Genomic DNA, 24,934 nt, shown 5'->3' with positions numbered 1-24,934 from the left:
TCAAACCAGGAGCCACAAGGTGCAGCCCGCTCAGCACGCAGCGGACAGGCTGCACAGGACGTTCCAGGACCGCAGCGACCAGGATTGGCTCGACATCCTGGTCAGCAGCCTGCGCATCCCCGACATCGAGGGCGTGCCGATGCCGCTGTTTCCCTCCGAGGAGATGCAGCGGGACATGCACGGCCATAGCGGCGAGGTCTCGCTGCACGAGGCGCATGCCTTCTTCCGCGAGGTGAAGGCCTATGCCGGCTATGCCGGCCGCCCGCTCGAGCCGACGCGCACAATGCTGGATTTCGGCTGCGGCTGGGGCCGGATGCTGCGGCTGTTCATGAAGGACGTCCATCCCGACAACCTGTACGGCGCCGACAGCACCTCGCGCTTCCTCACCGAGGCGCGGCGCTGCAACCCGGATGTGAACTTCCTCGCCTGCCAGGTGGCGCCGCCGATGATCCTGCAGGCCGCCAGCCTCGACATGATCGTCTCCTGGTCGGTGTTCAGCCATCTCGACGAGTTCCTCGCCACCCGCTGGATGGAGGAGTTCGCGCGCCTGCTCAGGCCGGGCGGCCTGTTGATGGTCACCACCCAGAGCCGGCGCTTCATCGCCTTCTGCGCCGAGATGCGGCTGCGCCGGGCGTCGGGCATCAAGCTGGAGCATGGCTGGTACGAGGCCTGCGCCAATGCCTTCACCGACGAGGCGCACGAGAATGCGCGCTACGAGGCGGGCCAGTTCCTGCACGCGGCCTCGGCGGCCCGGCCCAACCCGCTGTCACACTATGGCGAGGCGATCATCCCGCGCGGCTACGTGGTCAAGCACTGGGGCCACCTGTTCCGGCTGGTCGAGTTCCTCGACAACCCGGCCCGCCTGCCGCAGGTGCTGGTGGTGCTGCAGAAGCCCGGTGCTTGAAGAAGACCGGCTGCTTGAAGAGGGGGGAAATTCTTGACTTTTGTGCACTGCGACGCGATTGAGGTGGGGCTGACGCGGGAGAGACCGGTGACACCCGGCGCCGAAGGAGCAACCGCCCCGGAAACTCTCAGGCAAAAGGACCGCCCGGCTCGAACTTCTGGAGAGTGGCGTCTCGCGCGCCCGCCGACGGGATAACGATCTCAGGCCAACCGACAGAAGGGGCACCAACGAACCGGCACTCCGCCGGCGAGCGAGGTGTGTCCCCATGGCCGACCCTGGCATTTCCACCGCCCGCACCCCGCTGCACGCGCTGCATGTGGCACTCGGCGCCCGCATGGTGGGGTTCGCCGGCTACGACATGCCGCTGCAGTATCCGACCGGCATCCTCACCGAGCATCTGCATACCCGCGCCAAGGCCGGGCTGTTCGACGTCTCCCACATGGGCCAGGTCCGGCTCCGGCCGCGCTCCGGCCAGGTGCGCGACGCGGCGCTGGCGCTGGAGCGGCTGGTGCCGGCGGATATCGTGGCGGTCGCCGTGGGGCGCCAGCGCTATACCGTCTTCACCGACACGCGCGCGGGGATCCTCGACGACCTGATGGTGGCCAATCTCGGCGACCACCTGCTGCTGGTGGTCAATGCCGCGCGCAAGCACGCCGACCTGCTGCATCTGCGCGCGCACCTGTCGGACCTGTGCGTCATCGAGCCGCTGTTCGCGCGCGGGCTGGTGGCCCTGCAGGGTCCGGGTGCCGAGGCGGCCCTCGCGGCGCTGGCGCCGGACGCGGCGTCGATGAATTTCATGGATGTGCGGCCGCTCGACGTTGCAGGGGTCGGCTGCGTGGTCTCGCGCTCCGGCTATACCGGCGAGGACGGCTACGAACTCGGCATCCCGGAGGCGGACGTGGCGCATGTGGCGGGCGCCCTGCTGGCGCAGCCGGGCGTGCTGCCGATCGGCCTCGGGGCGCGGGACAGCCTGCGACTCGAGGCCGGGCTGTGCCTGTACGGCACCGACCTCGATGCTACCACCAGCCCGGTCGAGGCGGCGCTCGAATGGTCGATCCAGAAGAGCCGTCGCAGCGGCGGCGCCCGCGCCGGCGGCTTTCCGGGGGCGGCCGTGGTGCTCGGCGAACTCGCGGCGGGGGCCTCTCGGCGCCGGGTCGGCCTGCTGCCGGAGGGCCGCGCGCCGCTGCGCGGGAGCACCCGGCTGTTCGCGAGCGCCGACTTGAGCGGCGTCCCCGTCGGCATCGTCAGCTCCGGCGCCTTCGGCCCCAGCCTGAACGCGCCGATGGCGATGGCGATGGTCGACACCCGCTTTGCTGCCGACGGCACCGTGCTGGTCGCCGACCTGCGCTCGCGCCCGGTGGCGGTGCGTGTGGCGCCACTTCCCTTCGTCGCTCCCGGCTACCGGCGTTCCGCCAAAAGGACAGCAGCATGACCACGATCGAGACCGCTTCTGCTGACCCTCGGGGCTCTGCGGATATTTGGGCCGGCACCGGATCCGATGCCCATGCCTTCATGGGGCGGCATATCGGACCCGACGCCGACGAGGTGGCCGCCATGCTGCGTGTCGTGCGCGCGCCCGACCTGCGCACCCTGATCGCCGAGACCGTCCCCGCCTCGATCCTGGAGCCGCTGGCGGCCGACGCGGCGCCAGGCCTGACCGAGACCGAGGTGCTGGACCGCCTGCGCGCCATCGCGAGCGAGAACCGGGTGCTGACCGCGTTGATCGGGCAGGGCTATCACGGCACCGTGCTGCCGCCGGTGATCCAGCGCAACATCCTCGAAAGCCCGGCCTGGTACACCGCCTACACGCCGTACCAGCCGGAGATCAGCCAGGGTCGTCTGGAGGCGCTGCTGAACTTCCAGACCCTGGTCTGCGAGCTCACCGGCCTCGATGTCGCCAACGCCTCGCTGCTCGACGAGGCCACCGCGGCGGCCGAGGCGATGGCGCTGGCGCGGCGCGCGTCCAAGGTGCGCGCCAACGCCTTCTTCGTCGATGCCGACACTCATCAGCAGACGCTGGCGGTGCTGCGCACGCGCGCCGAGCCGCTCGGCTGGGCGCTGGTGGTGGGCGATCCGGCAACCGACCTGGACGCCGGCGCGGTGTTCGGGGCGCTGCTGCATTATCCGGGCAGCTCGGGTGCGGTGCGCGATCATCGCGCTGCGATCGCGGCCCTGCGGGCAGCCGGCGCGGTGGTGGCGATGGCCGCCGATCCGCTCGCCCTCTGCCTGCTGACCCCGCCCGGCATGCTGGGCGCCGACATCGCCATCGGCTCGATGCAGCGCTACGGCGTCCCGATGGGCTATGGCGGCCCGCACGCCGCCTACATGGCGGTACGCGATGCGCACAAGCGCTCGCTGCCGGGTCGTCTGGTCGGGGTGTCGATCGACAGCCATGGTGCGCCCGCGTATCGGCTCGCGCTGCAGACCCGCGAGCAGCATATCCGCCGCGAAAAGGCGACCTCGAACATCTGCACCGCGCAGGTGCTGCTCGCCGTGATCGCCTCGATGTATGCGGTCTATCACGGGCCGGAGGGCCTGACCGCGATCGCCCGCCGGGTGCACCGGCTGACGCAGATCATGGCGGCGGGTTTGCGCGCGCTCGGTGTCGATGTCCGCAACGAGGCGTTCTTCGACACGCTGACCATCGACGCCGGCGATATCGAGGCTGAAGGGTGGGTCGACGCGGTGCATGCGCGCGCGGTGGCGGCAGGGTTCAACCTGCGCCGGCATGTCGGCGAGAAGTGCCGCCTGATCGGCATCAGCCTCGACGAGACCAGCACGCAGGCGACCGTCCGCGCCGTCTGGCAGGCGGTCTCGGGCGACGGTGATGCGGTTGCCGCCGTCGAGGCCGGCCTGGGCGGGATCCCCGACGGGATCCCGCACGAGCTGCGCCGGGTGGGCCGCCTCATGGATCAAGCCGTGTTCCATGCGCATCGCTCGGAAACCGACCTGCTGCGCTATTTGCGCCGGCTGGCCGACAAGGACCTCGCACTCGACCGCACGATGATCCCGCTCGGCTCCTGCACGATGAAGCTGAACGCCACCGTCGAGATGATGCCGATCACCTGGCCCGGGTTCTGCGACATGCATCCGTTCGCGCCCGCCGACCAGGCGCGTGGCTATGCGCGGCTGTTCGCCGAGTTGCAGGCGTCGCTCTGCGAGATCAGCGGCTACGACGCGGTCTCGCTGCAACCCAATTCAGGGGCGCAGGGCGAATATGCCGGGCTGCTGGCAATCCGTGGCTACCATCGCAGCCGCGGCGAGGCGCATCGCGACATCTGCCTGATCCCGGCCTCGGCGCACGGCACCAATCCGGCCAGCGCGCAGATGGTCGGCATGCAGGTGGTCGTGGTCGGCTGCGATGCCAGCGGCAATGTCGACGTTGCCGACCTGCACGCCAAGATCGGCAGGCACGCCGGGCGGCTGGCGGCGATCATGATCACCTATCCCTCGACGCACGGCGTGTTCGAGGAGAGCGTGCGCGAGATCTGTGCGGTGGTGCACGAAGCGGGCGGCCAGGTCTATCTCGACGGCGCCAACCTCAACGCCCAGGTCGGGCTGTGCCGCCCGGGTCATTACGGCGCCGATGTCAGCCATTTCAACCTGCACAAGACATTCTGCATTCCGCACGGCGGCGGCGGCCCCGGCATGGGGCCGATCGGCGTCGGTGCGCATCTGGCGCCGTTCCTGCCGCAGCACAGCGAAGCCTTCGACAGCCATGCGGTGTCGGCGGCGCCATACGGATCGGCCTCGATCCTGCCGATCTCGTATGCCTACATCCTGCTGATGGGCGGCGAGGGGATGCGACGGGCCAGCGAGATCGCGATCCTGAACTCGAACTACATCGCGAGCCGGCTGGCCGCGCACTACCCGGTGCTGTATCGCGGCGCCCGCTTGCGCGTCGCGCACGAGTGCATCATCGACCTGCGGCCGCTCCGCGACGCCACCGGCATCACGGTCGACGACATCGCCAAGCGCCTGGTCGATCACGGCTTCCATGCGCCGACGGTGAGCTTCCCGGTCGCCGGCACCTTCATGATCGAGCCGACCGAGAGCGAGAACCAGGCGGAGCTGGACCGGTTCTGCGATGCGATGATCTCGATCCGCGCGGAAATCCGCTGCATCGAGCAGGGCCGGGTCACGGCTTCCGACAGCGCACTGCGTCATGCGCCGCACACGGTCGCCGATTTGCTGGCGGCTGACTGGCACCGCGCCTACTCGCGCGAGGAGGGTTGCTTCCCGGCCGGCGCGCGCCGGACAGACAAGTATTTCCCCCCGGTGGGCCGCCTCGACAACAGCTACGGCGACCGCAACCTGATCTGCTCCTGCCCGCCGGTCGAGGAACTGTCGGAGGCGGCCGACTGAGCGCCGCAACTGGGCCGCTAGTTCGGAAGCGGTGGCGCTGCCGTCTCGAACAGCGCGAAGCTTCGGACAGCGCTGTCCACCATCACTGCCCGCGCCGCCTCGTCCAGTTGGGCTTCCTTCAGCGTGTCGTTGAAGGTGAGCCAGAGGTTCTCGCCGTTGCCGTGGTTGAGGAAGCGGCTGGCCAGCCGGATCACCGGGTCCTCGGCCGCCAGCACCTGCTTGCGCAGCAGGGCGCCGCCGAGGCGGGAGCCCTCCAGGACGTAGGTGGCGCCGAGCATCGCAGCCGGGCTGTCGATCCAGTCGACCACCTGCTCCTCCGAGGCGGGTGACGGCGGCGCTTCGCCATCGAGCTGCCTGATATCGGCGAGCAGGGCGGCGCGCCGGGTGCGCCAGCTCCAGTCCGGCAGCAGATAGACCACGCCGGCCTGCTCGAGCGCGATCTCGAGCGGCACCAGGGCGGCCGCCTGGGCGTGGAGGAAGCGGCTGTAGGACGGGCGCCGGTCGAGCGGCAGCGTGCTCATGCGGGCATCGAGCCGCTGGTGTGCCGCCTGCGTTCCCTGGCGCAGCACGGCCCTGAGTTCGTTCATGCGGGTCGCCTCCCGATCTCCTGACGAGCAAGTCCGACGCCGGCACCGCAGTCTGCGCCGGCCGGCACGACATTGACATCCTCGCGGCCTGTCCGTCATGTCCCAGCTTTCCCAGGGTGGCGGCTGCTGCCCTACCGCACTCTCAAGCAGAGCCTGATGCATGCATCAGGCTCCAGGCCGGATCGGATCCTGCACGAATGCCCGTTTACGCCTTCATCTTCCCCGGACAGGGCAGCCAGTTCGCAGGCATGGGACGCGACCTCGCGGCCGCCTTCGCACCGGCCCGGGAAGTCTTCGAGGAGGTCGACGACGCGCTCGGCGAACGGCTGTCGAAGCTGATGTTCGCAGGCCCGATCGAGGATCTCACCCTGACCCAGAACACCCAGCCGGCGTTGATGGCGGTGTCGCTGGCGGTGCTGCGCGTGCTGCAGCGCGAGGCCGGGCTCGACGTCGCCGCGCGCGCGGCGGTGGTGGCGGGGCATTCGCTCGGCGAGTATTCGGCGCTGGCTGCCGCCGGCAGCTTCGACGTGGCGGGGGCGGCCCGGCTGCTGCGGCGCAGGGGCCTGGCGATGCAGCGCGCGGTGCCGGCGGGCGAGGGCGGCATGGCGGCGCTGCTGGGCACCGAACTCGAGCAGGCACGCGAGATCTGTGCCGCCGCCGCGGTGCTGCAGGCCGAGGGCCAGCCGGACCGGCTTGAGGTGATCGAGGTCGCCAACGACAATGGCGGCGGCCAGGTGGTGATCTCCGGCGCCACCGGCGCGATCGCGCGCGCCATCGAGATCGCCCGCGAGCGCGGCATCCGGCGCGCCATGCCGCTGCCGGTATCGGCGCCGTTCCATTGCTCGCTGATGGCGCCGGCGGCGGATGCCATGCGCGAGGCGCTCGGCGAGACCAGCATCGCACCCCCCCGCCTGCCGCTGATCGCCAATGTCACCGCCGCCAAGGCGACAGCGCCCGACGCGATACGCGACCTGCTGGTGCGCCAGGTCACCGGCACGGTGCGCTGGCGCGAGAGCGTGCAGGCGATGACGGCACTCGGCGTCGACAGCTTCGTCGAGCTCGGCGCCGGCAAGGTGCTGTCCGGCCTGTGCAAGCGCATCGCCCCGGACGCCGCCACGCGCAGCGCGGGGACGCCCGAGGAGATCGAGGAACTGCTCAAGCTCCTCTGACCGGGCTTACGCCAAGGCTCAACCAGATCTGAGGAAGACCCATCGATGTTCAGGCTTGATGGCAAGATCGCCCTGGTGACCGGCGCGTCCGGCGGTATCGGGGCGGCGATCGCGCGCGCGCTGCATGCCCAGGGCGCCGCCGTGGTGCTGTCCGGAACCCGCCGCGAGGCGCTCGACAGCCTCGCCGCGGCGCTGGCGACCGCAGCGCCGGCATCCCGGGTGCATGTCTGTCCCGCCGACCTGTCGGATCCCGCTGCACCCGACGCGCTGGTCGCCGCCGCCGAGCAGGCTGCCGGCGCCGGCCTCGACATCCTGGTCAACAATGCCGGGCTGACCCGCGACGGGCTCGCGCTGCGCATGAAGGACGAGGACTGGAACCGGGTGCTGGAGGTCGATCTCGCCGCACCCTTCCGGCTCTGCCGCGCCGCCCTGAAAGGCATGCTACGCCGGCGGGCCGGCCGCATCATCTCGATCGCCAGCATCGTGGGCCAGACCGGCAATGCGGGACAGGCGAACTACGCCGCCGCCAAGGCCGGCATGATCGGCATGAGCAAGTCGCTGGCCCAGGAGGTCGCCTCGCGCGGGATCACCGTCAACGTGGTGGCGCCGGGCTTCGTCGAGACCGCGATGACCGCGGCACTGCCCGAGACGCAGCGCGCGAAGCTCTCCGCCGCGATCCCGCTCGGGCGCATCGGACAGCCGGCGGACATCGCCGCCGCGGTGGCGTATCTCGCCGCCGACGAGGCAGGCTGGGTGACCGGGGCCACGCTGCACGTCAATGGCGGCATGGCGATGACGTGAAGGCCGGGGACGTGAGGGCCGGGGACGTGAGGGCCGGGGACTTGAAGCGAAAGGACTGCGAAACTTTCATCGTCGCGCCACCCTTGCGCCGTCGGCGGCGGAGGCGCATCGATCCGGTGCCTTGGCGAGCGATGAAATTCCATGCTAATCGCCCGCTGCTTCGTCCGCAGGCGGGCGGCAGGGTTCGCGGTCAAGGCGCGACTGCGGATGCCGACAACAGGACGAACGGGTTCGAACCGCGGGTTTTCCGGGGCAGAGAGGAAGCAGGATCAGATGAGCGAGATCGCCGACAAGGTTAAGAAGATCGTCGTGGAGCACCTGGGCGTCGAGGAGAGCAAGGTGACTCCCGAGGCTTCCTTTATCGACGACCTCGGCGCCGACAGCCTCGATACGGTCGAGCTGGTCATGGCTTTCGAGGAGGCATTCGGTGTGGAGATCCCCGAGGACGCGGCGGAGAAGATCTCCACCGTGAAGGACGCGATCGACTACATCGAGAAGCAGAAGGCAGCCTGAATCCAGGCCCCTCAATCCAAGCCAGGGGGCTGCAGCCATGATACCCACGCTGAACGGAGCCGGTCCCCGTCGGGTGGTCGTGACCGGCATGGGCATCGCCGGCCCGCTCGGCGTGGGCGTCAGGCAGTTCTGGTCGCGGCTGGTCGAGGCCGAGAGCGGCATCCGGGCGATCACCTCCTTCGACCCCTCCGGCCTGCCGGCGCAGGTGGCGGGCGAGGTGCCGGCCGGCACCCGCGCGGCCGGCGGCCTGGATCTCAACGAATGGATCCCGCACAAGGACCAGAAGAAGATGGATCGCTTCATCCATCTCGGCCTGGTCGCCGCCATCGAGGCGGTGGAGGATTCCGGCTGGATGCCGACCGACGAGGCGGACCAGTGTGCCACCGGCGTGATGATCGGCTCGGGCATCGGCGGCCTGCAGAGCATCTACGAGGCCTCCGTGCAGGTGCATGAAGGCCGCGCGCGACGGCTGTCGCCGTTCTTCATCCCGTCCGCCCTGATCAACCTGGTCTCCGGCCACGTCTCGATCCGCTACGGCTTCAGGGGGCCGAACCATTCCGCGGTCACCGCATGCGCCACCGGCGTGCACGCGATCGGCGACGCGGCGCGCCTGATCCTGCTCGGCGATGCCGACATCATGGTCGCCGGCGGCGCGGAGGCCGCGGTCTGCGAACTCGGCATCGCCGGCTTCTGTGCGTCGCGCGCGCTCTCCACCGGTTTCAACGCGACCCCGGCGCGTGCCTCGCGGCCCTGGGACCGCGACCGCGACGGCTTCGTGATGGGCGAGGGCGCCGGCATCGTGGTGCTCGAGGAATACGAGCACGCCCGCAAGCGGGGTGCCAAGATCTACGGCGAGGTGCTCGGCTATGGGCTGTCGGGCGACGCGCACCACATCACCGCACCGCCCGAGGGCCATGTCGGGGCGTATCGCGCGATGGTGGCCGCGCTGAAGAGCGCCCGCCTCGCGCCTGCCGAGATCGGCTACGTGAACGCACACGGCACCTCGACCATGGCCGACGACCTCGAGCTGGAGGCGGTGGAGCGCCTGTTCGGCGACGCCGCCCGTGGCCTGGCGATGTCTTCCACCAAGTCCGCCACCGGGCATCTGCTCGGGGCTGCCGGTGCGATCGAGGCGATCTTCTCGCTGCTGGCGATCCGCGACGGCGTCGTGCCGCCGACCCTCAATCTGGACCATCCGAGCCGCGAGAGCGTGATCGACCGGGTGGCGCACACGGCGCAGGAGCGTCCGGTGCGCCACGCGCTGTCGAACAGCTTCGGCTTCGGCGGCACCAACGCCAGCATCGTCCTCGGCGGCGTCTGAGAGAGGCCGCTCGGAAACGCCTGCTGCTGGCGATCCGACGCGCCCTTTCTCCGCTCCGCTGCTCACGGCCGAACAGGCCGCTCCGCTGCGGTGCTCGAACAGTCACGCCGGCCGCGGCCCTCTGGGCCGCTCTCATCCAGTATCAGGCGTTTCCAAGCGGCCTCTTGGTGCGGACTCTGGCAGGCTGTCTCGATGCGCCGGTTGCTGATGCTGCTATTCCTTTCAATCCTGCTGGCTGGCGCGGCCGGGCTGGGCGGGCTCTGGCTGTACGGCAGGCCGGGTCCGCTGGCGGGGGATCAGGCCATCGTCATCCCGCATGGCGGCCTGGCGAGCGCGGGGGCCGCCTTGCAGCGGCACGGCGCGCTGCCGGACGGGCCCGCATCGCTGCTCGGCTTCCGGCTCGCCGGCCGCCTGACCCGTGACCAGGGGCCGGTGCATGCCGCGGAATTGGCATTCCCGGCCCACGCCTCGGTGCGTGACCTGCTGCTGGTGCTGCGCACATCGCGGCCGGTGCAGCACGAGCTGACGGTACCCGAAGGCCTCACCGCCGCGCAGATCGCGGTGCTGGTCGCTGGCGCGGCAGCACTGGCGGGGCCGGCGCCGGTCCCCGCCGAGGGCAGCATCATGCCCGATACATACGCCTACGAACTCGCCATGCCACGACGCGAACTCGTCGGGCGCATGCAAGCCGCGATGCGTCGCAGGCTGGCGCAGGTTTGGGCCGGCCGGGATGCGCAGCCCGAACTGCCGACTCCGGACGACCTGCTCATCCTCGCCAGCGTCGTGGAGCGCGAGACCGCAAAGGCCGCAGAGCGCCCGCTGGTGGCGCGGGTGTTCCTCAACCGGCTGCACCAGGGCATGCGCCTGCAATCGGACCCGACCGTCATCTACGGTGCCTCGGGCGGGCTGGGCGTGCTGGCGCGGCCGCTTAGCCGGGCCGACCTCGCGCAGCCGAATCCCTATAACAGCTACCTGCTGCCTGGCCTGCCGCCCGGGCCGATCTGCGCGCCCGGGCTCGCCTCGCTGCAGGCAACAGCGCATCCGGCCGCGGGCGATGCGCTCTACTTCGTCGCCGACGGCACGGGCGGCCATGCGTTCGCCGCCGACCTTCCGACCCACCTGCAGAACGTCGCCAGGCTGCGCGCCCGCGAGGCGTCGCACGCGACAGGGGTATCGGCGCCGGCTCCCCCCGTGCCGATTCCCACCGTGCCGGTTCCCCCCGTGCTGGCCAAATGAGCGCGGCCGTCATCACCGGGGCAACCGGCGGCATCGGACGCTGGATCGCGCTCGGCCTGGCGGGCGCCGGCCACGAGCTGTTCCTGATCGGTCGCGACGCGGCGCGCCTGGGCCGGGCAGTGGACTGGATCGCGAGGCGAGTGCCGGACAGCCGGGACCGCCTGATCCCGGTGCGGGCCGACCTGTCGCTGCTCGGCGAGACCCGCGCGGCTGCCGACGCGATCCGCATCCGTGCGCCCAGGCTGGCGCTGCTGGTGAACAATGCCGGCACCCTGTCGCCGCGGCGGCAGCTGACCCGGGAGGGCCACGAGTACACGCTCGCGGTCAACCACCTGTCGCCGTTCGTGCTGACCCACGCGCTGCTGCCGGCCCTGATCGCCTGCGGCGGCGGTGCCCGGGTCGTCAGTATCGGCTCGTCGACCTCGGACGGCGCGACGATCGATCCGGCCGACCTGGAGCTCGCCCGGTCCTGGCGGATGACGCGCGCCTATGCCCGGTCCAAGCTTGCCCTGCTGATGACCCAGCTGGCGCTGGCGGCCAGCCTCGATCCGGCCCTGGTCACCGTGAATGTGGTGCATCCGGGCCTGGTCGCCACCGGCCTGGTGCGCGAGCCGGGCATGGTCGGGCTCGCCTGGCGGCTGCTGGCGGCGTTCAGCCTGACCGAGTGCCAGGGGGCGGACACGCCGCTGTTCGCCGCGCTGTCGCCGGCGTGCGCAGGACTTACCGGGGCCTACCTGAAGCGGCGTCTGCCGGTGCGCCCGAACAGGCGGGCGCTGGACATGGCGCTGCGGGCGCAGGTCTGGACGGCGAGCCAGGCGCTTGCGGCGCCATTCCTGCCCCCGACGGCGCTTGCGGCGCCGTTTCTGCCCCCGACGGCGCTGGCAGCGCCGTTCCTGACGCGGGAGTGAGCCCGGCATCGGGCCGCGCGCTGATACGCTGCAGCAGCCCGAGTAGGCGCACCTGCGCGCTCCAGCCGCGGGCGCGATGGTTGAACGGCCCGCGAACCCCGAGCACACGCGAGGGCGGCCGGAACAGGCACGGCTCCTCGGCCGCCAGCGCCGCCGGATCGCGCGACAGCTGGGCGTCGAAGCGCAGACGTCCCATCAGCCACGCGGCCAGCGCCGGAGACAGCCGGGCGACCCAGGAGAAGGCGGTGACCACCGAGGTGACCGTCATCTCCCGGCAGCGCCCGGTGGCGGCCAGATACAGCGCCTCGGCGACGATCTCGGGCTGATAGACCGGCGGCACCGGCCGGGCCGGAAACCCCATGTAGGACGGTGCGTGGCTGAAGAACGGGGTGTTCACCGCGGGCGGAAAGACGGTCGCCAGCCGCACCCGGCTCCGCGCCAGCTTAAGTTCGACCTGGATCGACTGGCCGAAGCCGCGCACCGCCGCCTTGGCGCCGACATAGGACGACATCAGCGGCAGGCCGTGGAACACGATGCCGGAGCAGACATTGACGATGGCGCCGGCATCGCGCGGCAGCATGATCCGCAATGCCGCCCGCACGCCGTTCACCGTGCCCATGTAGGTGACGTCGGTCACCCGCCGGAACTCCGCCTCCGGCACGTCGAGCAGCCGTCCATAGACGCCGTTGCCGGCGGCGTTGATCCAGGCATCGGCCGGGCCGAGCTGGGCGGTGAGCGCGCGCGCCGCCTGTTCCAGCGCCGTGGCATCGGCGACATCCGCCACCGCGACCGCGCCGGCGCCGCCGGCTGCCCGCACATCGTCCAGGGCCGCCCGCAGTCCCGCCGGGCCGCGGGCAATCAGCCCGACGGACCAGCCGCGCCGCGCGAACAGGCCGGCGGTGCAGCGGCCGATCCCCGACGAGCCGCCGGTGATGATCACCACCCTGGGCAGGGCGGCCCGAGGCAGGGACGGGGGCGCGGCGCGGTCGGACTTGGGCTCGGGCATGGGGCGTAGAAGCGACACAAGCCTGTGGGTCTGTAAATCCCGTTCTCTCGCGCCGTGTTGGGCGGTCGGGCTGGTGCGCCAGCCGAACCCGACCGGAGCCCGTGCATGACCGAGCTGACCCGCCGCACCCTGTTCGGCACCACCGCCCTGCTTGCCGCGGGCGCCGCGGCCGCTGCTACCCCTCCGCCCGGTTCCGGCCGGCAGGAAGCGGGCGCGCTGCGTGGTGCGGTCGAGGATGGCAAGGTCAGCCTGCCGCCGCTGCATGCGCCCGGCGAGGCCAACGGCGAGGTCCCGAACCCGCTGCCGCCAGCCGGGCGACTCGGCATCGCGGTGGTGGGGCTCGGCACCCTGGCGCTGGAGGAGATCCTGCCGGGCTTTGGCCAGGCGGCGCATGTGCGCATCGCAGCCCTCGTCAGCGGCAGGCCGGACAAGGCGCGCACGATCGCGGCGCAATATGGCGTGCCCGAGAAGAACGTGTACGGCTATGCGAACTTCGACAGCATCCGCGACAACCCGGACATCGATGCGGTGTATATCGTGCTGCCGAATGCGATGCATGCCGAGTTCACGCTGCGCGCCGCTGCCGCCGGCAAGCACGTGCTGTGCGAGAAGCCGATGGCGGCGACCGTCGCCGAGGCCGAGCAGATGGTCGAGGCCTGCCGGCAGGCCAAGCGCACGCTGATGATCGCCTACCGGCTGCAGCACGATCCGGCGCATCGCACCCTGATCGGGCTGGCGCGCCGCGGGCAGTATGGCGCGATCCGCATGATCGAGGCGGTCAACGGCCAGAACAACTTGCCGAACGGCCAGTGGCGGCAGGTCCTAGAGCATGATGCATGCATCATGCTCCGCTTGAGAGTGAAATAGAGCAGCTTTATGAGTTAGTTGGAATCGCGAAGCGATTCCAACTAACATCATGCTGCTCTAGCGATGGCCGGCGGCGGCTCGTTGCCCGATGTCGGGCTCTACTGCACCAACGCGTTTCGCTACATCACCAGCGAGGAGCCGATCGAGGTCACCGGCCAGGTCACCCACCCGGCGCATGATGCGCGCTTCAGGGAGGTCGAGGACGTGGCGCTGTTCACCCTGCGGTTCCCGTCCGGGATCATCGCCACCGGCAGTTCCGGCTACAGATTCCACGAGAGCCGGCAGTTGCGCGTGCATAACGAGCGCGGCTGGCTCGGGCTCGACCCGGCGTTCGGCTACGACAACCTCGCCCTGCAGATCGACCGCAAGGCGGGGCGCGCCGGTGCGCTGGAAACCCGGCGCTTCACGCCGAGGAACCAGTTCGCCGTCGAGATGGACGCCTTCGCGCTCAGCCTGCACAACAAGGCGGTGCCGCTGACGCCGGGCGAGGAGGGGCTGCAGGACATGCGTATCCTTGCCGCGATCTACCAGTCGGCAGCCGGCGGCACGGCGGTCAGGCTGCCGCCGATCGTGACGCAGGCGAAACCTCGTGGCGAGTGGCCGAGCCAGCTTGGGCCTTATCCGCTCACCTGATCCCGGCGCGGCCGGCCAGTTCAGCCACGCTGTGGCTCGCCTCGGGATGTGCCGCGACCGCTCGCTGCACGGCCTCGCCGGCGGCGGCATTGTCGTTGGCAGCCCACAGGCTGGCCTGTCCAAGCAGCCGCCCGTCGATGACCTGGGCGAAGGCCGCGTCACGGACCTGCGCCGGGCCGGGAAACCCGGAGATCAACCCGAGCGGCTCGAGAGAGGGTCGTAAGGAGGAGGGGTTCGTCTCGGCGGCGAACACCGGTGAATGTCCTGGCGGAAGCGGGCGGCCCGTGATAGGTTACATGTAACTATATTGGAGACGTGTCATGACCTCGGCATCAAGCGCCAAGCCTTCGCGCATCAAGGTGCGGGAACATCGGGAACGCCTGCGCGAGCAGGGGCTCCGCCCGATCCAGATTTGGGTGCCCGATGTACGCTCCCCTGCCTTCCGCTCCGAAGCGCATCGCCAGTCGACCGCAATCGCCGCCAGCACTCACGCGCGGGAGGATCAGGCGTTCATCGACGCGGTCTCGGACTGGGGCGATGAATGAGGCGAGGCGACATCTGGACCGTCGCTGGCGGCAAGGACTATGCGGGCAAGCCACGCCCCGTCGTCATCGTTCAGGACGATAGCTTCGACGCTACCGATTCGGTCACCATCTGCGCCTTCACCACGGACGAGACCGATGCGCCATTGTTCCGCCTGCCGGTGGAGCCGAACGAGCGCAATGGCCTGCGGGCGGCGTCCCGTTTGATGGTGGACAAGATTACGACAGTCCCCAAGATCAAGGTTGGCACGCGGGTCGGCAGGTTGGACGACGAAGATATCCTGCGGCTCAACCAGGCCGTCCTCGTGTTTCTCGGACTGGCTGTCTCGCCAAGGACTAAGCAGGAGGCGTGACGAGCAATGGCCCAAAGCAAGCCGTCCAGGCGATGAACCGCAAAACGACGACGCCACCTGCCAACCGTATTGGCGCCCGCACCGACGGCCGAGCAGATCGCCTTGTGCTCCAGCCCCGCCGCCTGCAGCGCCCATGCCGTTGGCTCAGGATCGAGCAGATCGGCAACCGCGCTGCTTGCGTCCGGCAGGGGCCGTGTCGCCATCAGCGCGGCGGCGGTAGCGACTGGCTCTGCACCGGGTCGCTCGGTGCAAGCTGCGTCGGACCGGTGTCCGGGTTGGGCGGATACGCGCCGGGGCCGGACGGGGTGCCCGGGGTGCCCGCGTCGCCGCCGGTTGCGCCGTAGGCGTTGCCGCGTTGATACGGCGGCGGATACTCGTCCGGCTGGGACTGCGGCGGCGGCCCCGCGTCCTCGCCGCCGCGATAGGCCGGTTGCGGCGCGCCACCGGTGCCGCCATAGCGCATCAGCACGGCGCGCAGCGGATCGGCGCCCGGATTGTTCACCCGCATCGCGATCGCGATGTCCTGCACGCCCACCGGCTGGCCGTAATAGGCGCGGTTGCCCGCGCTGTCGAACGACAGGATGCTGCCCTGCAGGGAGATGCCGGCGAACAGGCCCTTGCTCTTCTCGAGCACCACGATGTCGGCATTGAACGCCGCCGAGGTGTCGCCCTCCATGCCGGCGCCCAGTGTCGCCAGGGTGACGCCGGCGTTGGCGCCGAACTTGAACTGGCTGTCCATGATCGCGGTCAGGCCGCGCCGGCTCATGATGAACAGCATCAGCTCGGCATCCTGGATCCCGGCCTGCAATCCAAACGAACCGGATCCCATCGAGTAGAAGGCCGGCGCCGACCAGGAGCCGGAGCCGTCGCGCGCCAGCAGCGTGCAGCCGCCGCCGGAGCCGCCGAAGATGAACGACATGCGGAAGATGCTCGGACAGATCAGCACCCCGCGCGAGCGGGCCAGGAATCGCCGCGCCTGGTCGCCGTTGGCGTGCCAGTCGAGAATGTCCTGCGCCGTCAGCGTGGCCCGGTCGACCAGCCGCTGCTGCTGCTCCTGCTGCTCGGTGGGCTGTTGTGCAAGGGCCGGTCCGGGCGTCAGCGCCATGGCGGGCAGCATGACCGAGAAGAGCGCCGTGAGGCCGCGGCGGGTTCGCATGGTGTTTCTGTCTCCAGCCCGCACCCGGACCGAGTCGCCCGGATGCCTGAGGCTCCTGACTAGCAAGAATCGCACTCGGCGGTGAGCCCGCTTCTACTCGAACCTGATCCCGGTCGCCTGCGCGACCGCCTCGGCGATGCCCGGCGTCGCGGCCAGGATCGGGCATGCGCCGGTCATGCCGCCATCGCGCAGGAACGGCGAGACGCGTATGCCGACCTCGGCCAGCAGCGGCAGTGCGCCGGCAACGTCCCACAGGTTGATGAACGGCTCGATATAGGCGTCGAGCCGCCCGCAGGCGATCTCGGCGAGCGCGATGGCACCGCAGCCGCCGGTACGCGGCGCCGCACCCAGGGCCGCGACGCGTTCGCTCAGCGCCCCGTGCGCCGCGGCCGTGACCTTCGGACTCCATCCGACCTCGACCATCGCCCGGCCGATATCGCTGGTGTCGGCCGGCCGGATCGGCGCCCCGTTCAAGGTGGCGCCGCCGCCCTCGCGCGCCAGGAAGGTCTCGCGCAGGACCGGTGCCGCGACCAGGCCGAGCACCGGCCGCGCGCCATCCATCAGGCCGAGCGAGACCGCCCAGCGATCCCGGCCGCGCGCATAGTTCGAGGTGCCGTCGATCGGGTCCACCACCCAGCGCAGGGACGCGGCGGCACCCTGCTCGCTGTCCCCGGTCTCCTCGCCCTTGAAGCCATCCTCCGGGAACAAGGATCGCAGCCTGCCGGCGATCAGCGCCTCGACCGCGCCATCCGCCTCGGTCACCCAGTCCTGTGCGCCTTTCAGGTTGCCGGTGAAGCTGCCGGAGGCGGGGCGCATGCGCATCGCCAGCGCCGCCGCTTCGGCGACGATCCCGGTGGCCGCCTCGAGGCGCTGGTTCAGTGCGGTCGACTGCATCGGGCCCTCGCCGGTTGCGGGCGGTCAGCCTGAGCCGCCGCACCTGACGGCGCAAGGTGCGCTCACTCGACCTTGAGTGCCGCGCGCAGCGAGGCGGTGACCGCCGGGTCCTCGAGCATTGCCAGCCGCTGGGCGGCGACGGTGGCGAAACGCTGCAACAGGGCACGCCGCCGCGCCGGCGCCAGCGCGTGCGCCGGCGCCTCGCGCAGGATCTCGGCATCAGGGGCGATCAGCGATCCGGGCGCGCAGTGCGGACCGACGCAGGCGACGACGAGGCCGGTATCGGGGGGCAGCAGCGCGCGGGGGAACTGCTCGTCGACCGCGAAATACAGCGCGTCGGAATAGGCCCGGTAGTCCTGCCATTTCGTGTCGGTCAGGAAGTCGCGCGGCCCGGACTTCACCTCGATGCAGGCAAAGCCGCCATCGGGACGCAGCGCCAGGATGTCGGCGCGCCTGCCGTTCGGCAGCGGCACCTCGTGCAGCGGCGCCCAGCCGAGCTGCCCGCAGAGCCTGGCGGCGGCGCGCCGGATGGCGAGGGAATGCGCGGCCAAGGCTGATCTGCGCTCGTCACTGATCTGCATGCGCCTCGGGTGATGCCGAAATGGCGCGGCGCCGGCAAGGGGCGGCGTTGTCGAACTATCTCGGATGGTCGCGCAACCACGCTTGTCCGCAGACGCTGCACAATCGCCATGATCGCAACCCGTTTCTCAGTCGCCACCCACATCATGCTGTTGATGACGATCGAGCCGGCCAGCCGCCTGACGAGCCCGCGCATCGCCGGCAGCGTCAATACCAACCCGGTGGTGGTCCGGCGCATCATGCGCCTTTTGGCACAGGCCGGCCTGGTGCGCGTCCGCCGGGGCCAGGGGGGTGCGGCCCTTGGACGTCCGGCGGAACGGATCTCGCTGGACGATGTCTGGATCGCGGTCAATCCGGTGCGCCTGCCGCTGCTGCCGTTGCACGCCAACCCCGACCCCGAATGTCCGGTCGGACGGCATGTTCCACGCGTGCTGGGGGAGCGGTTCGAGGCCGCCGAGATCGCCATGCGGGCGGCCCTGGCCGCCATCACGCTCGATGCCGTGGCGGTGCAGATCAGCAAGGCTGCGAAAGCACTCGCCGGCTGAGATCGGCATCGTAACTATTGCGGGCGCACCAGCAGGTGCTGCTTGCGGCCGACCGACAGCTTGATCGCGCCGTCGCGCAGATCGGCGCTGGAGATGACGCGGTTCTCGTCGGTGACCGCCACGTCGTTGACCCGCAGGCCGCCGCCGCGCGCCAGCCGCCGTGCCTCGCCGTTGCTGGCCACCAGCCCCATCTCGGCGAACAGGCGATGCACCGGCAGTCCCGCTTGCAGGCTGGCGCCCGCGATCGGCCGTGACGGCAGCGCCTCGTGGGCGGCCCCGGCGCCTGCCGGGCTGCCCGCCTCGAACAGCTGCATACCGGCCTCGGCCGCCTGCGTGGCAGCGGCGCGGCCATGGCAGATCGCCGTCGCCTCGGTCGCGAGGATCTTCTTGGCGTCGTTGATCGCAGCCCCCGGCAGCGCGCCCAGCCGGTCGCATTCCGCCACCGGAAGGTCGGTGAACAGCTTGAGGAAACGGCACACATCCGCATCCTCGGTGTTGCGCCAGAACTGCCAGTAGTCGAACGGCGCCAGCCGCGCGGGCGACAGCCACACCGCGCCTGCAGCGGTCTTGCCCATCTTGGCACCCGACGCGGTGGTCAGCAGCGGCGTGGTCAGGCCGAACACCTGCTTCTGGTCGGTGCGGCGCACCAGGTCGACCCCGGAGACGATGTTGCCCCACTGGTCGGAGCCGCCCATCTGCAGCGTCACGCCATAACGACGCCAGAGCTCGCGAAAATCGTAGCTCTGCAGGATCGAGTAGTTGAATTCCAGGAACGTGAGTCCCTGCTCGCGCTCCAGGCGCTGGCGCACGCTGTCGAAGCCGAGCATGCGGCTGACGCTGAAATGCACCCCGACCTCGCGCAGCAGGTCGATATAGCCGAGCCGGTCGAGCCACTCGGCATTGTCCGGCATGATCGCATCCGAGGGTCCGTCGCCGAACCGCAGCATGGCGGCGAGGTTGGCCCTGATGCCGGCGCGGTTGCGCTCGATGCCGTCCGGGTCGAGCAGTTGCCGGGCCTCGTCGCGAAACGAGGGATCGCCGATGCGGGTGGTGCCGCCGCCGAGCAGTGCCACCGGCCGATGGCCGTGCCGCTGCAGCATCCGCAGCAGCATGATCTGGATCATCGAGCCGACATGCAGGCTGTCGGCGGTGGCGTCGAAGCCGACATAGCCGCCGACGATGCCGGCCTGCAGCGCGGCGTCGAGGGCGGCGATGTCGGTGCACTGGAAGATGTAGCCGCGCGCCCCGGCTTCTTGAAGGAACGGGGCTTCGTGAAGGAATGGGGCTTCCAGAAGCGGCGGGGTCTTGGTGGTCATGCGGTCGGCCTGGGGTGTTGGATCGGTGGACCGGCCTGTAGCATGTGAGCCGGCGACTGGCACGGCGTCCCCGGATGACGGACAATGTTGCAGAGCCGTCATGTGCGCGTTGCAACGCAGCCCGCGACGTTGCACATGGCCGAAGCGGAGTCCGCAGCGCCGATCAAAAGGAAACGGCGCCGGGTTGCTCCCGGCGCCGTTGCAAGTGCGACAAGCGTGCGGACTAGGTTCAGTCGGCAGCCAGCGCCATGGTCTTGCGGGCAACCACGCGGCCGACATAGTCGTCGATGGCGTCCGAGACCTGGTCTGCATGATTGGCAAACACATGGTCGGCGCCGGCATAGACGCGGTAGTCGACCTGCACGCCCTTCTGGGTGTTGAGCTTGTCCACCAGCTTGCGGACCGCGGGTTCCGGCACCAGTTCGTCGGCATCGCCATGCAGCATCAGGCCGCCGCACGGACACGGTGCGAGGAAGCCGAAATCATAATGGTTGGCGGGCGGTGCGACGCTGACCCAGCCGGACACTTCCGGGCGACGCATCAGCAGTTGCATGCCGACGAAGGCGCCGAACGAATAGCCGGAGATCCAGAGCCCGCTGGAGTTCGGATTGACCATCTGCATCCAATCGAGCGCGCCGGCGGCATCGCTGATCTCGCCGATGCCGCCGTCATAGCGGCCCTGCGAGCGCCCGACGCCACGGAAGTTGAAGCGCATGACGGAGAAGCCGAGCTTCTCGAACGCCCGGTACATCGCGTAGGTGATGCGGTTGTTCATCGTCCCGCCATGCAGCGGATGCGGGTGCATGATGAGAGCAAGCGGCGCGTTCGGCTCGCTGGAGTGGTGGTAGCGTCCTTCGAGCCGGCCGTCAGGACCGGCGAACATCACCTCAGGCATCTTGTCCCGCTATTCTTGCCGCTCCGCCTCGAGGCATGGGCGCGAGCTTTGTTGCAACGCAATTCGGACGCCCGGCGATGCCCCGCCATGCGTCCGGCTTCAACATGAGTGTCGCGGGCGGCCGGCTAGGTGCCGGATTGCCGTAACATGGCCGCGTGCAGCGGGTCGGGAGCCGCTCGCGACGGGGAGGCTGTATATGGCGCAACGAGCGGAGCTTTCAAATTGCCCTGTCCGCGTTGCCGGTGCGCGTTGAAACGAGTTGCGCCCTGCCTTGTTGCAACCGGGCTGGGCGAATTCGCCGCGACTGCGTGGGGTGGGAGGTCATCAACCTGGTCCTTTTCGTGCGACTCCACGCTGCAAAATTGGCCCGCGGACAACACGCCTGCGACGGTATAGCGGCGCTGGCGGCCGATTTACACTGGAATCAACGCGCAAGCCGCATAGTGCGGCACAGATAGGAAACACGGGATTGTGATAACATGACAACAAGCCTGTCTCATCCAGTGTTCGATCATTCTTGGGACACCTATGGACACTGTTTCTAACGAATTATTTACGCTGTTCGATGCGAATGCGTCGGAGAGCCCCCGTCATGCTGCGCTGGGTGCTGCCGAGGCGGCGGCGTGCGCGGCGGGCAACCCCGCCTCGGTGCATCGTGCCGGGCGAGCCGCTCGTGCTCTGCTCGAATCGGCGCGCGAGCGCATTGCCGGCCTGTTCGGCGCCGAAATCGACGATGTCGTGTTCACATCCGGCGGCACCGAGGCGAACGCGCTCGCCCTGCACGGCGTCGCGCGGCCGGTACTGTATGGCGCCACCGAGCATGACGCGGTCCGGCATGCGGCGCCCGCCGGTGCGCAGGGGCTTGCCGTGCAGTCCGATGGCCGCCTCGATCCGGACACGCTGTCGGCAGCGCTGGCCGCAACACAGGGGCGGGCGCTGGTGTGCCTGATGCTGGCCAACAACGAGACCGGCGTGCTGCATCCTGTGGCCGCGGCGGCGCAGATCTGCCGCGCTCATGGCGCATGGCTGCATGTCGATGCGGTGCAGGCGGCCGGTCGGCTGCCGCTCGATCTCGCGTCGCTGGGGGCGGACAGCATGGCGCTCTCGGGCCACAAGCTGGGCGGTCCGCAAGGCGCCGGCGCGCTGCTGCTCGGCGGCGCGCGGCGCGGCCGGCTGCCGCCGATGCTCCTGGGCGGCGGCCAGGAGCAGGGCCGTCGCGGCGGGACGCCGGCGCTGCCGGCGATCGCCGGCTTCGCCGCCGCGGCGGCGGTGGCGGTCGCCGGCATGGCGCAGGCCGCATCCCTCCACGGCCGCCTGCGTGACCGGATCGAGCAGGCCGCCATCGCCGCCGGCGCCATCGCCTGCGGGGCTGCGGCGCCGCGGCTGCCTAACACCACCTGCCTGGCGCTGCCGGGCCGCGCCGCGGCGGCGCAACTGATCGCGCTCGACATCGCAGGCTACGGCGTGTCCGCGGGGAGTGCCTGCTCGTCCGGCAAGCTGGCGCCGTCGCACGTTCTGGACGCCATGGGCCTGGGCGTGCTCGCCGGCCAGGCGATCCGCGTCTCGCTGCCCTGGGATGTGCAGGAGGCGTCCGTCGACGGCTTCATCGCCGCCTACATCCGCATGGCGGCCGGCCCAGAATCGCATCCAGAATCGCATCCAGAATCGCATCCAGAATCGCACGCGGCATGATCTATCTCGACAACCAGGCCACGACGCCGTGCGATCCGCGCGTGGTCGATGCGATGCTGCCGTTCTTCGGCGTGCGCTACGGCAACGCGCACAGCGCCGAGCATGCCATGGGACGCGACGCCGAAGCCGCCTGCGACCTCGCCCGCGCGGCGGTGGCCCGTCTGATCGGCGCCGATCCGCGTGCGGTGGTACTGACCTCGGGCGCCACCGAGAGCAACAACCTCGCGATCAAGGGCGCCGTGCGGCACCTGCGCGCCTATGGCGACCCCCGCCGCCGGGTGGTGACCCTCGCCACCGAGCATCCCTGCGTGCTGCAGGCGGCACGCGATCTCGCAGACGAAGGGTTCGAGACGGTCGTGCTGCCGGTCGAGGCGGATGGCAGGCTCGACCCGGAATGCCTGCGCGAAGCCCTGCGCACGCCGACGCTGCTGGTCAGCATCATGGCGGTGAACAACGAGACCGGGGTGATCCAGGATCTCGCCGGCCTGGCGCCGATGGTGCGTGCGTCCGGCGCGCTGCTGCATTCCGACCTGGCGCAGGCTGCCGGCAAGATCGGCATCGATGTCGGCGCGCTGGATCTCGATCTCGCCTCCGTCAGCGCCCACAAGATGTACGGACCCAAGGGCGTCGGCGCGCTCTATGTCCGCCGCCGGCCGCGGGTGCGCCTGCAGCCGCTATTCTCCGGCGGCGGCCAGGAGCGCGGCCTGCGCCCGGGCACGCTGGCGGTGCCGCTGGTGGTGGGCTTCGGCCGCGCCGCGGAGCTCGCGGCGGACGAGCAGGCGGACGAGACGATCCGTCTCGGCTCGCTGCGCGACCGGCTGCTGGAGCGGCTGCGGCGCGGCATCCCGGATCTCGCCATCAACGGCAGCATGGTCCACCGCATCCAGGGCAACCTCAACCTGCGCTTCCCGGCCACCGACGCGCAGGCGATCATCGCGGCGGCGCCGGAATTGTGCCTGTCGACCGGCTCGGCCTGCTCGTCCGCTTCGGTGGAACCGTCGACGGTGCTGCAGGCGATGGGGCTGACCCGGCAGGCAGGCGGCGCAAAGCTTGCGCCTGGCGATCGGACGTTTTACCTCACCGGCCGACCTGGAGCAGGCGGCCGCGATCCTGTTGCGCGCGCATGCCGACAGCGCAACCGACCAGCCTTTTCCTGGCCAGCCTTCCCCTGGCCAGTCTTCCCCTGGACAGCCCGCCGAGATGCCAGAGTGCTCTGTCAATGACGCCATGCCGAAGATGACCCCAGAATGCCAAATATGACCTTTGTCGAGCGTGACGGCGGACGGCGCGAGGTGGAGGCGCCGCTCGGCCTGTCCGTGCTGGAGATCGCGCATCGTCATGGCGTCGATCTCGAAGGCGCGTGCGAGGGTTCGCTGGCCTGCGCCACCTGCCATGTCGTCATCGATCCGGCCTGGACCCCCAAGCTCGCCGACGCCACCGAGGACGAGGAGGACATGCTCGACCTCGCCTTCGGCCTGGAGAAGACCTCGCGGCTCGGCTGCCAGATCGTGATGACCGAGGCCCTCGACGGCCTCGTCGTCCGCCTGCCGCGTACCGGCTGACGCGGGCGCATGCGCATCCTGGTCGCCATGTCGGGAGGCGTCGACAGCTCGGTGGTGGCCGCAACACTCGCGGGGCAGGGCCACGAGGTGATCGGCGCGACCCTGCAGCTCTATGACGTGCGCGAGGGGCAAGCGAAGGCCGGCGCCTGCTGTGCCGGGCGCGATATACGCGATGCGAAGCGTGTCGCCGACCGGCTCGGCTTTGCGCACTATGTGATCGACGCCGAGCAGCGCTTCCGCGACAGCGTGATCGGCAACTTCGCCGACAGCTACGCCAGCGGCGAGACGCCGGTGCCGTGCGTGCAGTGCAACATGGGCGTGAAGTTCACCGACCTGCTCGGCCTGGCGCGCGAACTCGGCGCCGAGGCGATGGCGACCGGGCATTACGTGCGGCGCGTCGAGACTGCACGTGCAGTCGAGCTGCACCGGCCGCGCGATGCGGCCCGCGACCAGAGCTGGTTCCTGTTCGCCACCACGGCGGCGCAGCTCGATTATCTGCGCTTCCCGCTCGGCGAGATGGCGGACAAGGCGGCCGTGCGCGCCGAGGCGCTGCGGCTGGGGTTGACGGTTGCGGCCAAGCCGGACAGCCAGGATCTCTGCTTCGTTCCGGGTGGCGAGCATTATGCCGGCATGGTCGAGCGCCTGCGCCCGGAGATCGCCGGTGATGGCGACATCGTGTCCGAGGACGGCCAGGTGCTCGGGCGGCATCAGGGCATCGCACGCTACACGGTGGGTCAAGGCCGGCGCCTCGGCGCTGCGGCGATGCAGGCCGGCATCCGCCAGCAGGTGGTGCGCGTCGAGCCGGGCAGCCGGCGGGTGGTGGTCGGGCCGCGCGGCGATCAGGCCGGACGGGCTGCCTTGCGGCTGCGCGGGGTGAACTGGCTGATCGACCCGCCTGCCGGGCCGCTGCGCTGCACCGTGCAGTTGCGGGCGCGGGAGAGCGTGCGACAGGCGACGGTCTCAGCCACACCGGATGGGGCCGAGGTGTTGCTGGATGCGCCAAGCCTGGCAGCGCCCGGACAGGCCTGCGTGCTGTATGACCGCACCCGCGTGCTGGGCGGCGGCTTCATCCGGCGCGACGACAGCTAAT

General features: G+C 70.3%; 23 protein-coding genes, 3 pseudogenes and 1 riboswitch. Of the genes and pseudogenes, 18 read left to right on the top strand and 8 right to left on the bottom strand.

What is annotated here, in order from left to right; all coding sequences use genetic code 11:
• The first annotated feature begins 19 nt into the window (after positions 1-19).
• The 3 genes from ACQY4O_RS10860 (at position 20) to gcvP (ending at position 5,269) form a co-directional block, all read left to right on the top strand.
• A complete protein-coding gene (locus ACQY4O_RS10860) occupies positions 20-904 on the top strand; it encodes a class I SAM-dependent methyltransferase (protein WP_428376392.1) in 885 nt (294 codons plus the stop codon).
• A 65-nt stretch (positions 905-969) separates the two neighbouring features.
• Positions 970-1,057, top strand: a riboswitch (glycine riboswitch).
• 112 nt (positions 1,058-1,169) lie between these two features.
• On the top strand, positions 1,170-2,336 hold the full coding sequence (gene gcvT, locus ACQY4O_RS10855) for a glycine cleavage system aminomethyltransferase GcvT (protein ID WP_428376391.1): 1,167 nt from the start codon (positions 1,170-1,172) through the stop codon (positions 2,334-2,336).
• On the top strand, positions 2,333-5,269 hold the full coding sequence (gene gcvP, locus ACQY4O_RS10850; protein ID WP_428376390.1) for an aminomethyl-transferring glycine dehydrogenase: 2,937 nt from the start codon (positions 2,333-2,335) through the stop codon (positions 5,267-5,269). The genes gcvT and gcvP overlap by 4 nt, the downstream gene beginning before the upstream one ends.
• 17 nt (positions 5,270-5,286) lie before the next feature.
• Here the strand turns inward: gcvP and ACQY4O_RS10845 are convergent, their stop codons facing one another.
• On the bottom strand, positions 5,287-5,856 hold the full coding sequence (locus ACQY4O_RS10845) for a biliverdin-producing heme oxygenase (RefSeq protein ID WP_428376389.1): 570 nt from the start codon (positions 5,854-5,856) through the stop codon (positions 5,287-5,289).
• A gap of 197 nt (positions 5,857-6,053) precedes the next feature.
• Between ACQY4O_RS10845 and fabD the strand changes: the two genes are divergently transcribed.
• The 6 genes and pseudogenes from fabD to ACQY4O_RS10815 form a co-directional block, all read left to right on the top strand.
• Complete coding sequence (fabD, locus tag ACQY4O_RS10840) at positions 6,054-7,025, top strand: ACP S-malonyltransferase (protein ID WP_428376388.1); 972 nt, start codon at positions 6,054-6,056, stop codon at positions 7,023-7,025.
• 45 nt (positions 7,026-7,070) lie between these two features.
• Positions 7,071-7,826: a 3-oxoacyl-[acyl-carrier-protein] reductase gene (fabG, locus tag ACQY4O_RS10835; RefSeq protein ID WP_428376387.1), complete on the top strand. Its 756-nt coding sequence runs from the start codon at positions 7,071-7,073 to the stop codon at positions 7,824-7,826.
• A gap of 273 nt (positions 7,827-8,099) precedes the next feature.
• Positions 8,100-8,339 carry an acyl carrier protein gene (locus ACQY4O_RS10830; protein WP_138325421.1) on the top strand — a complete coding sequence of 80 codons (240 nt, stop codon included), beginning with the start codon at positions 8,100-8,102 and terminating at the stop codon, positions 8,337-8,339.
• A gap of 37 nt (positions 8,340-8,376) precedes the next feature.
• A complete protein-coding gene (gene fabF, locus ACQY4O_RS10825) occupies positions 8,377-9,660 on the top strand; it encodes a beta-ketoacyl-ACP synthase II (RefSeq protein ID WP_428376386.1) in 1,284 nt (427 codons plus the stop codon).
• A gap of 192 nt (positions 9,661-9,852) precedes the next feature.
• The gene (gene mltG / locus ACQY4O_RS10820) at positions 9,853-10,896 is read left to right on the top strand and encodes an endolytic transglycosylase MltG (RefSeq protein WP_428376385.1); all 1,044 of its coding nucleotides are present in this window, start codon (positions 9,853-9,855) and stop codon (positions 10,894-10,896) included.
• Positions 10,893-11,492, top strand: a pseudogene (locus ACQY4O_RS10815) (SDR family NAD(P)-dependent oxidoreductase); the annotation flags it as partial. The gene mltG and the pseudogene ACQY4O_RS10815, both read left to right, overlap by 4 nt.
• Positions 11,493-11,616: 124 nt before the next feature.
• On the opposite strand, the gene ACQY4O_RS10810 reads toward ACQY4O_RS10815, so the two are convergent.
• Positions 11,617-12,810 carry an SDR family oxidoreductase gene (locus ACQY4O_RS10810; RefSeq protein WP_428376384.1) on the bottom strand — a complete coding sequence of 398 codons (1,194 nt, stop codon included), beginning with the start codon at positions 12,808-12,810 and terminating at the stop codon, positions 11,617-11,619.
• Positions 12,811-12,915: 105 nt separating this feature from the next.
• On the opposite strand from ACQY4O_RS10810, the gene ACQY4O_RS10805 reads away from it, so the two are divergent.
• Positions 12,916-13,677, top strand: coding sequence for a Gfo/Idh/MocA family protein (locus ACQY4O_RS10805; protein ID WP_428376383.1), 762 nt, complete (start codon positions 12,916-12,918; stop codon positions 13,675-13,677).
• Positions 13,678-13,722: 45 nt separating this feature from the next.
• Positions 13,723-14,310: pseudogene (locus tag ACQY4O_RS10800) on the top strand (Gfo/Idh/MocA family protein); the annotation flags it as partial.
• On the opposite strand, the gene ACQY4O_RS10795 reads toward ACQY4O_RS10800, so the two are convergent.
• Entirely contained in the window at positions 14,303-14,563 is a 261-nt protein-coding gene (locus tag ACQY4O_RS10795) for a hypothetical protein (protein WP_428376382.1), read from the bottom strand. The pseudogene ACQY4O_RS10800 and the gene ACQY4O_RS10795 overlap by 8 nt on opposite strands.
• A 67-nt stretch (positions 14,564-14,630) precedes the next feature.
• On the opposite strand from ACQY4O_RS10795, the gene ACQY4O_RS10790 reads away from it, so the two are divergent.
• A complete protein-coding gene (locus tag ACQY4O_RS10790; protein WP_428376381.1) occupies positions 14,631-14,855 on the top strand; it encodes an antitoxin MazE family protein in 225 nt (74 codons plus the stop codon).
• Entirely contained in the window at positions 14,852-15,205 is a 354-nt protein-coding gene (locus ACQY4O_RS10785) for a type II toxin-antitoxin system PemK/MazF family toxin (protein WP_428376380.1), read from the top strand. The genes ACQY4O_RS10790 and ACQY4O_RS10785 overlap by 4 nt, the downstream gene beginning before the upstream one ends.
• A 202-nt stretch (positions 15,206-15,407) precedes the next feature.
• Here ACQY4O_RS10785 and ACQY4O_RS10780 read toward each other — a convergent pair whose 3' ends face one another.
• The 3 genes from ACQY4O_RS10780 to ACQY4O_RS10770 form a co-directional block, all read right to left on the bottom strand.
• A complete protein-coding gene (locus ACQY4O_RS10780) occupies positions 15,408-16,361 on the bottom strand; it encodes a lipid-binding SYLF domain-containing protein (RefSeq protein ID WP_428376379.1) in 954 nt (317 codons plus the stop codon).
• A 93-nt stretch (positions 16,362-16,454) separates the two neighbouring features.
• Complete coding sequence (locus tag ACQY4O_RS10775) at positions 16,455-17,255, bottom strand: inositol monophosphatase family protein (RefSeq protein ID WP_428376378.1); 801 nt, start codon at positions 17,253-17,255, stop codon at positions 16,455-16,457.
• Between the two features lie 62 nt (positions 17,256-17,317).
• Entirely contained in the window at positions 17,318-17,836 is a 519-nt protein-coding gene (locus ACQY4O_RS10770) for an MmcB family DNA repair protein (RefSeq protein WP_428376377.1), read from the bottom strand.
• 108 nt (positions 17,837-17,944) lie between these two features.
• On the opposite strand from ACQY4O_RS10770, the gene ACQY4O_RS10765 reads away from it, so the two are divergent.
• Complete coding sequence (locus ACQY4O_RS10765; protein ID WP_428376376.1) at positions 17,945-18,379, top strand: Rrf2 family transcriptional regulator; 435 nt, start codon at positions 17,945-17,947, stop codon at positions 18,377-18,379.
• Between the two features lie 14 nt (positions 18,380-18,393).
• On the opposite strand, the gene tyrS is transcribed toward ACQY4O_RS10765, so the two are convergent.
• Positions 18,394-19,695, bottom strand: a complete 1,302-nt coding sequence (gene tyrS, locus ACQY4O_RS10760; RefSeq protein ID WP_428376375.1) for a tyrosine--tRNA ligase — start codon at positions 19,693-19,695, stop codon at positions 18,394-18,396.
• A gap of 229 nt (positions 19,696-19,924) precedes the next feature.
• Positions 19,925-20,590 carry an alpha/beta hydrolase gene (locus ACQY4O_RS10755; RefSeq protein ID WP_428376374.1) on the bottom strand — a complete coding sequence of 222 codons (666 nt, stop codon included), beginning with the start codon at positions 20,588-20,590 and terminating at the stop codon, positions 19,925-19,927.
• Positions 20,591-21,118: 528 nt separating this feature from the next.
• Between ACQY4O_RS10755 and ACQY4O_RS10750 the strand changes: the two genes are divergently transcribed.
• The 4 genes and pseudogenes from ACQY4O_RS10750 (at position 21,119) to mnmA (ending at position 24,933) form a co-directional block, all read left to right on the top strand.
• Positions 21,119-22,282, top strand: a complete 1,164-nt coding sequence (locus tag ACQY4O_RS10750; protein ID WP_428376373.1) for a cysteine desulfurase family protein — start codon at positions 21,119-21,121, stop codon at positions 22,280-22,282.
• Positions 22,279-23,542: pseudogene (locus ACQY4O_RS10745) on the top strand (cysteine desulfurase family protein). The gene ACQY4O_RS10750 and the pseudogene ACQY4O_RS10745 overlap by 4 nt, the downstream one beginning before the upstream one ends.
• Positions 23,530-23,844: a ferredoxin family 2Fe-2S iron-sulfur cluster binding protein gene (locus ACQY4O_RS10740; RefSeq protein WP_428376372.1), complete on the top strand. Its 315-nt coding sequence runs from the start codon at positions 23,530-23,532 to the stop codon at positions 23,842-23,844. Before ACQY4O_RS10745 ends, ACQY4O_RS10740 begins: the two are co-directional and overlap by 13 nt.
• A 9-nt stretch (positions 23,845-23,853) precedes the next feature.
• Entirely contained in the window at positions 23,854-24,933 is a 1,080-nt protein-coding gene (mnmA, locus tag ACQY4O_RS10735) for a tRNA 2-thiouridine(34) synthase MnmA (RefSeq protein WP_428376371.1), read from the top strand.
• The last annotated feature ends 1 nt before the right edge of the window (position 24,934 follow it).

The sequence above is a fragment of the Lichenicoccus sp. genome (assembly GCF_965277665.1).
In the GTDB taxonomy this organism is placed as follows: domain Bacteria; phylum Pseudomonadota; class Alphaproteobacteria; order Acetobacterales; family Acetobacteraceae; genus Lichenicoccus.
The sequence above is the reverse complement of the archived record's forward strand: the minus strand, read 5'-3'. Positions and strand labels throughout refer to the sequence as shown.

Excerpts from the sequence above, each read along its gene's own strand:
- gcvT (WP_428376391.1), top strand. The coding sequence starts at position 1,170 with ATGGCCGACCCTGGCATTTCCACCGCCCGCACCCCGCTGCACGCGCTG.
- gcvP (WP_428376390.1), top strand. The coding sequence starts at position 2,333 with ATGACCACGATCGAGACCGCTTCTGCTGACCCTCGGGGCTCTGCGGAT.
- ACQY4O_RS10845 (WP_428376389.1), bottom strand. The coding sequence starts at position 5,856 with ATGAACGAACTCAGGGCCGTGCTGCGCCAGGGAACGCAGGCGGCACAC.
- fabD (WP_428376388.1), top strand. The coding sequence starts at position 6,054 with ATGCCCGTTTACGCCTTCATCTTCCCCGGACAGGGCAGCCAGTTCGCA.
- fabG (WP_428376387.1), top strand. The coding sequence starts at position 7,071 with ATGTTCAGGCTTGATGGCAAGATCGCCCTGGTGACCGGCGCGTCCGGC.
- ACQY4O_RS10830 (WP_138325421.1), top strand. The coding sequence starts at position 8,100 with ATGAGCGAGATCGCCGACAAGGTTAAGAAGATCGTCGTGGAGCACCTG.
- fabF (WP_428376386.1), top strand. The coding sequence starts at position 8,377 with ATGATACCCACGCTGAACGGAGCCGGTCCCCGTCGGGTGGTCGTGACC.
- mltG (WP_428376385.1), top strand. The coding sequence starts at position 9,853 with ATGCGCCGGTTGCTGATGCTGCTATTCCTTTCAATCCTGCTGGCTGGC.
- ACQY4O_RS10810 (WP_428376384.1), bottom strand. The coding sequence starts at position 12,810 with ATGCCCGAGCCCAAGTCCGACCGCGCCGCGCCCCCGTCCCTGCCTCGG.
- ACQY4O_RS10805 (WP_428376383.1), top strand. The coding sequence starts at position 12,916 with ATGACCGAGCTGACCCGCCGCACCCTGTTCGGCACCACCGCCCTGCTT.
- ACQY4O_RS10790 (WP_428376381.1), top strand. The coding sequence starts at position 14,631 with ATGACCTCGGCATCAAGCGCCAAGCCTTCGCGCATCAAGGTGCGGGAA.
- ACQY4O_RS10785 (WP_428376380.1), top strand. The coding sequence starts at position 14,852 with ATGAGGCGAGGCGACATCTGGACCGTCGCTGGCGGCAAGGACTATGCG.
- ACQY4O_RS10780 (WP_428376379.1), bottom strand. The coding sequence starts at position 16,361 with ATGCGAACCCGCCGCGGCCTCACGGCGCTCTTCTCGGTCATGCTGCCC.
- ACQY4O_RS10775 (WP_428376378.1), bottom strand. The coding sequence starts at position 17,255 with ATGCAGTCGACCGCACTGAACCAGCGCCTCGAGGCGGCCACCGGGATC.
- ACQY4O_RS10770 (WP_428376377.1), bottom strand. The coding sequence starts at position 17,836 with ATGCAGATCAGTGACGAGCGCAGATCAGCCTTGGCCGCGCATTCCCTC.
- ACQY4O_RS10765 (WP_428376376.1), top strand. The coding sequence starts at position 17,945 with ATGATCGCAACCCGTTTCTCAGTCGCCACCCACATCATGCTGTTGATG.
- tyrS (WP_428376375.1), bottom strand. The coding sequence starts at position 19,695 with ATGACCACCAAGACCCCGCCGCTTCTGGAAGCCCCATTCCTTCACGAA.
- ACQY4O_RS10755 (WP_428376374.1), bottom strand. The coding sequence starts at position 20,590 with ATGCCTGAGGTGATGTTCGCCGGTCCTGACGGCCGGCTCGAAGGACGC.
- ACQY4O_RS10750 (WP_428376373.1), top strand. The coding sequence starts at position 21,119 with ATGGACACTGTTTCTAACGAATTATTTACGCTGTTCGATGCGAATGCG.
- ACQY4O_RS10740 (WP_428376372.1), top strand. The coding sequence starts at position 23,530 with ATGCCAAATATGACCTTTGTCGAGCGTGACGGCGGACGGCGCGAGGTG.
- mnmA (WP_428376371.1), top strand. The coding sequence starts at position 23,854 with ATGCGCATCCTGGTCGCCATGTCGGGAGGCGTCGACAGCTCGGTGGTG.